Below are 6,085 nucleotides of genomic sequence, written 5' to 3' on the forward strand. Positions count from 1 at the left end.
TAAAAGTGGTTTAAAGATATTATCTTTAAACCACTTTTTTATTATTAAAGAATTGGAGACCCTTAAGTGCTGAATATTTTTCTGTGCACCTACCAAGCAGACAGATAGCCTTGTTCTTTTATCGTTTGCCTTAGTAATTTATTCAACATTTTTAAATCTGCAATTTTTTGCGTTCTTGTAAAGCAGTTCAAGATTGGCCTTATCTTTGCAGTAGATGGCTATATAACAACTATCCACTACTTAATAAAACAAGTTCGCAATCGTTTTTCATAAAGTCCTCATAAGTATCAATCCCTACCACTTGTCCTTATGGATATGCCTGCAATTCAGCAAAAATAATATAATAGATATTTTCTGCGAATAATTTTATCAGTATCTTTCCTTCTATCAGCTTTTCATCTTCTAGAAAAAGACTTTCATCCAATTCATTATTAATTACCTTATATGATTCTCGACTGCCGATTCTCCAATGGAGAGCAGTGATATTGATTATGTCACCCATAAAGTCCCCATTTCATAAAACACCATTCCCTGAATTATTAAATTTATATCATAATATAATCTAATAGTCAGGTAAGTTTCATTGGTCTTATACCTTCATATATATATAAAATTCAGAATAAACAGCTTTCTATAATGACTTTATTTAAATCGTTTTTATCGCTGTGATAGTAAACTGCATCTAAGAAATAGAATCCACTTAAATAGATGAAAAGTAGAAAAAACTAATATTTTGCTATAAAAAAGTTATTCTTATTAAAACTAAAACATAAACCTGTGCGCCTATCCTATGTGAAACTTAAGTTTACAGATTTTATTGATAAAGGAGCTTCTTTATATTTATGAAAAAATCATTAGAGGAAGAAATAACGGCACTTATTATGAAAAATAAGGAAAGCTTTTATCAATTAGCTTATTCCTATGTTCGAAATAAGAAGGGTGCTTTAGATATTGTAAAGGATTCTATCCATAAGGCTTTAAAAAATCAGCATCATTTAAAAGTGCTTATACGATTAAAAGCTGGTTTTATCGTATTATTGTGACTACATCATTAGACTTTTTAAGAAAAAAGAAAAGATGGAATGCGATAAAGGATTATCACTTGGAGTTATTGCTTTCTGGAACGGAAGAGCAGTACAAAAACTTAGATTTGGAACAGGCAATGGAAATACTGCCCATGACCTATAAGATAATTATTATACTACGTTATTTTGAAGGTTTAAAGCTGGGTGAAATAGCAACTGTATTAGATGAAGATATTAATACCGTAAATATAAAGCTACAACGAGCATTAAAACTATTGTGAATTGAAATGATTTAATGCAGGATGGTGAAAAAAGTTGAAAGAGCTTAAGAAAAATTATCTAGAAGTATCAATACCACTAGAGTTAAAAGATATGACCAATAAAGTGGTAGATAAATATAAAAGAAATAGAAAAGTTCTTTATGAGTTTCCTTTCATTGGCAGCCGCTGCCGCGTTATCATTTATCAAAATAATAACAGTAATGGAATGGAAGAAGAGAATAAAAATAATAGAGCAGATATTAAAACACCAGAGCTTTCAAGGAGTGAAAATAAAGGACTGCAAACTAGCTTAAATGAAAAATATTTAGAAGAAAATGACGCATTATATAAAAAATTTGCAAAAGAAACAGCGGGTGCAAATGGCTATTGTCCATTAGATAGCGGCTATGTAGTAAAAACCGATGATAAAAAACTCTTGTCTCTTGGCAAATATACGATAGAAACGCAGGCATCAGCAGCAGATCTATTAAATATGATACGATTGATAAAGAAAATGAAACGCTTATTAAATTGCCTAGTTTATTTAAAAATAATAAGTATACTGATGTAATTAGGAACTATATTACAAAAGAAATGACAAATAAAATGAAAGATAGTCAATCTAGTTATTTCTTAAAAAATAATGAAGAACCAGCTCGATTTGATAAAGTTTCTAAAATCAAAATTTTTATATAAACAGAAACATCACTTGCATTTCCTTTGATGAATACGAAGTGGTTAGAGTTTGTCATTCCAACAGAGGTTTTGAAAGATATATTAGTTGGGAGTGCCTATATAAAATAAGAGTGGTGTTTCGCCACTCTTATTTTAATCATAATATACTAAGGCTTTCATTTATGTTAATCTAACAAAAAAATAATTTGTTTATAAAAAAACAAACAAAAATTATAAATGTTTGTTTTTTTATTGACCTTTTAAATAGAATATCATAATATATATAATGTTAACAAACGAAATTAATAAATGTTTGACTATATATAAACTTATTTTGGGAGTGTTTGCTAAATGGAATTGTCAGATTTGTTCTTTTCTGCATCTATAGAAGAATTGAAACGTGGCTATATAGAGGAAAAAAATGATTATGTGTGTTTGCTTTGTGGAGAAAAGATCGAAAAAGGCATTATTTATCCATATGAAACCCTACTATATGAAGCAGAAAAATATATGAATATTCATATTCGTGACGCACATATATCTGTGTTTGACTACTTGATTTCTTTAGATAAAAAGATCACGGGATTAACAGATCATCAAAATAAATTGCTGCATCTTTTCTATCAAGGAAAAAGTGATGCCGAAGTACAGCAAGAATTAGAGATTGGCAGTGCATCCACTATTCGCCATCACCGTTTTGTCCTGAAAGAAAAAGAGCGGCAGGCCAAAACCTTATTGGCACTTATGGAGCTTTTAAAGGAAAAGGATCAGCATGCACCTAGTTTTGTGTCTGTTCATAAACATGCCAAAATGGTCGATGATCGCTATAACATTACGAAGGAAGAGCAGAAACAGGCTATCAGCAAATACTTTTCAGGAACAAAGCTTTTAAAATTTCCCTTAAAGGAAAAACAAAGGCTAATTGTGCTCAGAGAAATAATGAATCATATTGATAAGAACAAAGTATATACGGAAAAAGAAATAAATGAAGTAATAGAAGCTATTTATGAGGATTATGTATGGATTCGCAGATATTTAATTGAATACGGATTTCTGGACCGCAAAGCGGATGGAAGCAGCTATTGGATAAAAAAATAAAAAAGGATGAGGAAAATGGATCGCAAAAAAGAGCTAAAACAACTTTATAAAGAAACACCAATTGAAGCAGGGATATACAAAATTGAAAATAAACAAAATGGGAAAGTCTTTATTGCGAGCACCCGCAATATTAAAACATTAAATGGCGTTAAATTTATGCTTAATAAAGGCGGTCATGTCAATAGAGAACTAGCACAAGAATGGCAAGAATTTGGCGAGGGGAATTTTACGATTGAAGTGATTGAAGTTCTAAAAAAGAAAAATGAGCCTTACTTTAATGAAAAAGAGGAATTAAAGAAGTTAGAGGAAAAATGGCTCAAAGAGTATCAGCCATATGGGGAGAGAGGTTATAACTAATAATGGGCAAAGCGCCGAAAAAAACTAATTCCCTTATGAAAACCATGCTGTTATTTCTATTGCCGATTTTTCTGGCGAATATTTTGCAGTCGTTCAGTCAAGTATATGGCAGCATTGTGGTAGGGCAGGCGTTTGGGGTACATGCATTAGCTGTTATTTCATCATTTTTCCCATTATATTTTTTCCTTATATCTTTTGCAATTGGCATCGGGTCAGGTAGTTCTATTTTAATTGGGCAAGCATTTGGCGGGGGAAATAAAGAAAAAGTAAAAGAAGTGGCTGGGGTGACATTGGCCTTTACAATTCTGATCTCACTTGCGCTTGCATTGGCTGGAACCATATTTGCGGAATATATATTAATGTTGATGGGTACGCCAGCTAATATTGTACAGGAAAGCAGCCATTATGCACGCATTCTTTTTGCAACATTGCCTTTTACCTTTCTTTATATGGTTTATACAACTTTTTTAAGAGGAGTGGGAGATTCAAAAACTCCCTTCTATTTTTTGGCTATCAGCGTCATTGTAAATACAGTCCTTCTTCCTTTTCTCCTCTTTGGCTGGTGGGTATTTCCAAAACTTGGATTGTATGGTGCAGCATATGGAGCTGTTGTTTCTAATATAATTACTTTGATTTTGTTAATGCTTTATCTAAAGAAAAAAGATCATATTTTAAAATGGGATCTGTCAGTAACTAAGAATTTTCGTTTAAATGGGCAAATTGTCAAACACTTGCTGCGCCTTGCAATCCCGACAAGCATCAGTATGGTCGCTATTTCAATGTCAGAAATAGCGGTGATTATGTTTGTAAATGATTATGGCAGCACAGCGACGGCAGCATATGGCGTTGTCAATCAAATAGCAAGTTATGTACAAATTCCAGCAATGAGCATCTCTATTGCTATTTCTGTATTTGCAGCACAAGCGATTGGCAGAGGTCAGTTTACAAGTTTAAAAGAAATTGTAAAAATAGGCATTCTTTTAAACTATATTTTAGGAGGAATATTAGTCTTAGCAGCTTGTTTGTTTGCAGAGCCTATTTTATCTGTGTTTCTTACAAATGAAGAAGCAGTAAATATAGCCAAAAGTCTTATGCTTTTATCCTTTTGGAGCTATTTGCTTTTAGGCCATACCCAAGCAATTTCGGCAATGATGCGTGCGACAGGGATCGTGTTGTATCCAACTCTTTTCACAATCTTAAGCATTTGGTTAGTAGAAGTGCCAGCAGCCTTTATTTTTTCTCATTACACAAGTCTTGAAATAAAAGGGGTGTGGCTTGCTTATCCGGCTGCTTTTCTAGTTAACTTGACTGTACAGTCGCTATATTATCAACTTGTTTGGAAGAAAAAAAAGATAAAGGCCATTGTATAAAAAAAACCATCTTTTAAGTAATGATAGATGCTTAAAAGATGGTTTTTTTATACAGAAAAATAGTGTTTTTAAAAAAAGTTTTCTTCTGACTTATTCCTGACGCATTTCTTTTATATTCTATTACTTGTAAACAACAATGAAAATAAATTAGTTCAGATAGAGAAAATAATAGAAGAGAAAGAGGCTGAGAAGAAAATGAATAAAAATATAAGTAAAGCAAAAAGGAAAATCAAAAAATGGATTGTTAGCGGGATTACAGTTGTAATACTTGGAACTGGAATAGGAAGTTACTTTTATTTTACAAAAGATGATAATTATACAGCCAAGGCTCAAACAACAACACAAACGGCAACGGCAGAAGTAGGGGATGTGGAAGTGAATGTAAGTGGAACTGGCAGCATTTCTGCGATCAATAGTGAAACTGTATCAGCAACCGAAAATGCAACAGTGGAAGAAGTATTAGTGAGTGTTGGAGATGAAGTGGAAAAAGGTGATGAATTAGTCACTTTTGACGGGGATGTCGATTCAATTACAGCTCCTTTTGATGGAGAAATTACTTCTCTTAATGTAGAAGAAGATGGCACAGTATCGATGGGGACAGAGGTTCTTGGCATTACGAATTATGATAGTTTAGAAATGGTTGTAAATGTGGATGAGCTCGACATTGCAAAGGTAAAAGTAGGACAAGAGGCAACGATTGCTGTCAGTGCTTTAGATGATAAAGAATTTAAAGGAAAAGTAACAAGTGTCGCAAAAGAAGCAAATACGGACAGCTCATCAAGCGTAGCCACATATGAAGTAACAGTAAAAATCACAAAACCAAAAGGATTATTAGTTGGCATGACGGCAGAAGCAACCATTACAACTAGCGATAAAACAGATGTAGTCACTATTCCAATTGAGGCGCTGCAAAAAGAAGATGGCAAGTACTATGTGCTAATTCCATCTAGTACCACAGCGTCTGAAGATTCCAGCAACGTTTCTACAACGAAACAAACAGTTGAAGTAGGCTTGGAAAATGAAGAAGTGGCAGAAATCACAAATGGTTTAGATGAAGGAACAACCGTTGTATTGCCAACATTTGAATCAAGCAGCGACAGCACACAAAATCAACAAATGCCATCAGGCGGCGGTGGAGAAATGCCATCAGGAACCGGGGGAGGCCAAATGCCATCAGGCGGACAAGGAGGAGAAAGCAACTAATGTTAGAAGAAAAACGGATTGTGGAGATAAAAAATTTGCAGAAGCAGTACACCCTTGGCGGCGAAACGGTGATGGCACTGGACAATGTTAGTCTTTC

The 6,085-nt window shown here is 33.4% G+C and carries 9 protein-coding genes; 7 read left to right on the forward strand and 2 right to left on the reverse strand.

Annotation, left to right across the window (positions count from 1 at the left end):
* Positions 1–138: 138 nt before the first annotated feature.
* The gene (locus tag NCCP28_RS23940) at positions 139–237 is read right to left on the reverse strand and encodes a DUF2691 family protein (RefSeq protein ID WP_282579605.1); all 99 of its coding nucleotides are present in this window, start codon (positions 235–237) and stop codon (positions 139–141) included.
* 70 nt (positions 238–307) lie between these two features.
* Positions 308–502 (reverse strand): DUF2691 family protein, encoded by a 195-nt coding sequence (locus NCCP28_RS23705; protein ID WP_282579606.1) that lies wholly within the window; start codon positions 500–502, stop codon positions 308–310.
* Positions 503–842: 340 nt separating this feature from the next.
* On the opposite strand from NCCP28_RS23705, the gene NCCP28_RS23710 reads away from it, so the two are divergent.
* From NCCP28_RS23710 to NCCP28_RS23270, 7 genes are all read left to right on the forward strand, one after another.
* On the forward strand, positions 843–1,043 hold the full coding sequence (locus tag NCCP28_RS23710; protein WP_282579607.1) for a hypothetical protein: 201 nt from the start codon (positions 843–845) through the stop codon (positions 1,041–1,043).
* Positions 1,040–1,306, forward strand: coding sequence for an RNA polymerase sigma factor (locus tag NCCP28_RS23715; RefSeq protein WP_282579608.1), 267 nt, complete (start codon positions 1,040–1,042; stop codon positions 1,304–1,306). Before NCCP28_RS23710 ends, NCCP28_RS23715 begins: the two co-directional genes overlap by 4 nt.
* A 34-nt stretch (positions 1,307–1,340) precedes the next feature.
* Positions 1,341–1,856, forward strand: a complete 516-nt coding sequence (locus tag NCCP28_RS23250; protein WP_248563537.1) for a DUF4163 domain-containing protein — start codon at positions 1,341–1,343, stop codon at positions 1,854–1,856.
* Between the two features lie 455 nt (positions 1,857–2,311).
* Positions 2,312–3,058 carry a DUF2087 domain-containing protein gene (locus tag NCCP28_RS23255; RefSeq protein WP_248563538.1) on the forward strand — a complete coding sequence of 249 codons (747 nt, stop codon included), beginning with the start codon at positions 2,312–2,314 and terminating at the stop codon, positions 3,056–3,058.
* 15 nt (positions 3,059–3,073) lie between these two features.
* Positions 3,074–3,415, forward strand: coding sequence for a GIY-YIG nuclease family protein (locus tag NCCP28_RS23260; protein ID WP_248563539.1), 342 nt, complete (start codon positions 3,074–3,076; stop codon positions 3,413–3,415).
* A gap of 2 nt (positions 3,416–3,417) precedes the next feature.
* Positions 3,418–4,785 carry an MATE family efflux transporter gene (locus NCCP28_RS23265; protein WP_248563540.1) on the forward strand — a complete coding sequence of 456 codons (1,368 nt, stop codon included), beginning with the start codon at positions 3,418–3,420 and terminating at the stop codon, positions 4,783–4,785.
* 195 nt (positions 4,786–4,980) lie between these two features.
* On the forward strand, positions 4,981–5,988 hold the full coding sequence (locus NCCP28_RS23270; RefSeq protein ID WP_248563541.1) for an efflux RND transporter periplasmic adaptor subunit: 1,008 nt from the start codon (positions 4,981–4,983) through the stop codon (positions 5,986–5,988).
* Positions 5,989–6,085: the final 97 nt, after the last annotated feature.

It is taken from the genome of Niallia sp. NCCP-28 (assembly GCF_023168165.1).
Lineage (GTDB): Bacteria > Bacillota > Bacilli > Bacillales > Cytobacillaceae > Niallia.

Coding starts and splice junctions, on each gene's coding strand:
- NCCP28_RS23710 (WP_282579607.1), top strand. CDS start 843: ATGAAAAAATCATTAGAGGAAGAAATAACGGCACTTATTATGAAAAAT.
- NCCP28_RS23265 (WP_248563540.1), top strand. CDS start 3,418: ATGGGCAAAGCGCCGAAAAAAACTAATTCCCTTATGAAAACCATGCTG.
- NCCP28_RS23255 (WP_248563538.1), top strand. CDS start 2,312: ATGGAATTGTCAGATTTGTTCTTTTCTGCATCTATAGAAGAATTGAAA.
- NCCP28_RS23270 (WP_248563541.1), top strand. CDS start 4,981: ATGAATAAAAATATAAGTAAAGCAAAAAGGAAAATCAAAAAATGGATT.
- NCCP28_RS23260 (WP_248563539.1), top strand. CDS start 3,074: ATGGATCGCAAAAAAGAGCTAAAACAACTTTATAAAGAAACACCAATT.
- NCCP28_RS23705 (WP_282579606.1), bottom strand. CDS start 502: ATGGGTGACATAATCAATATCACTGCTCTCCATTGGAGAATCGGCAGT.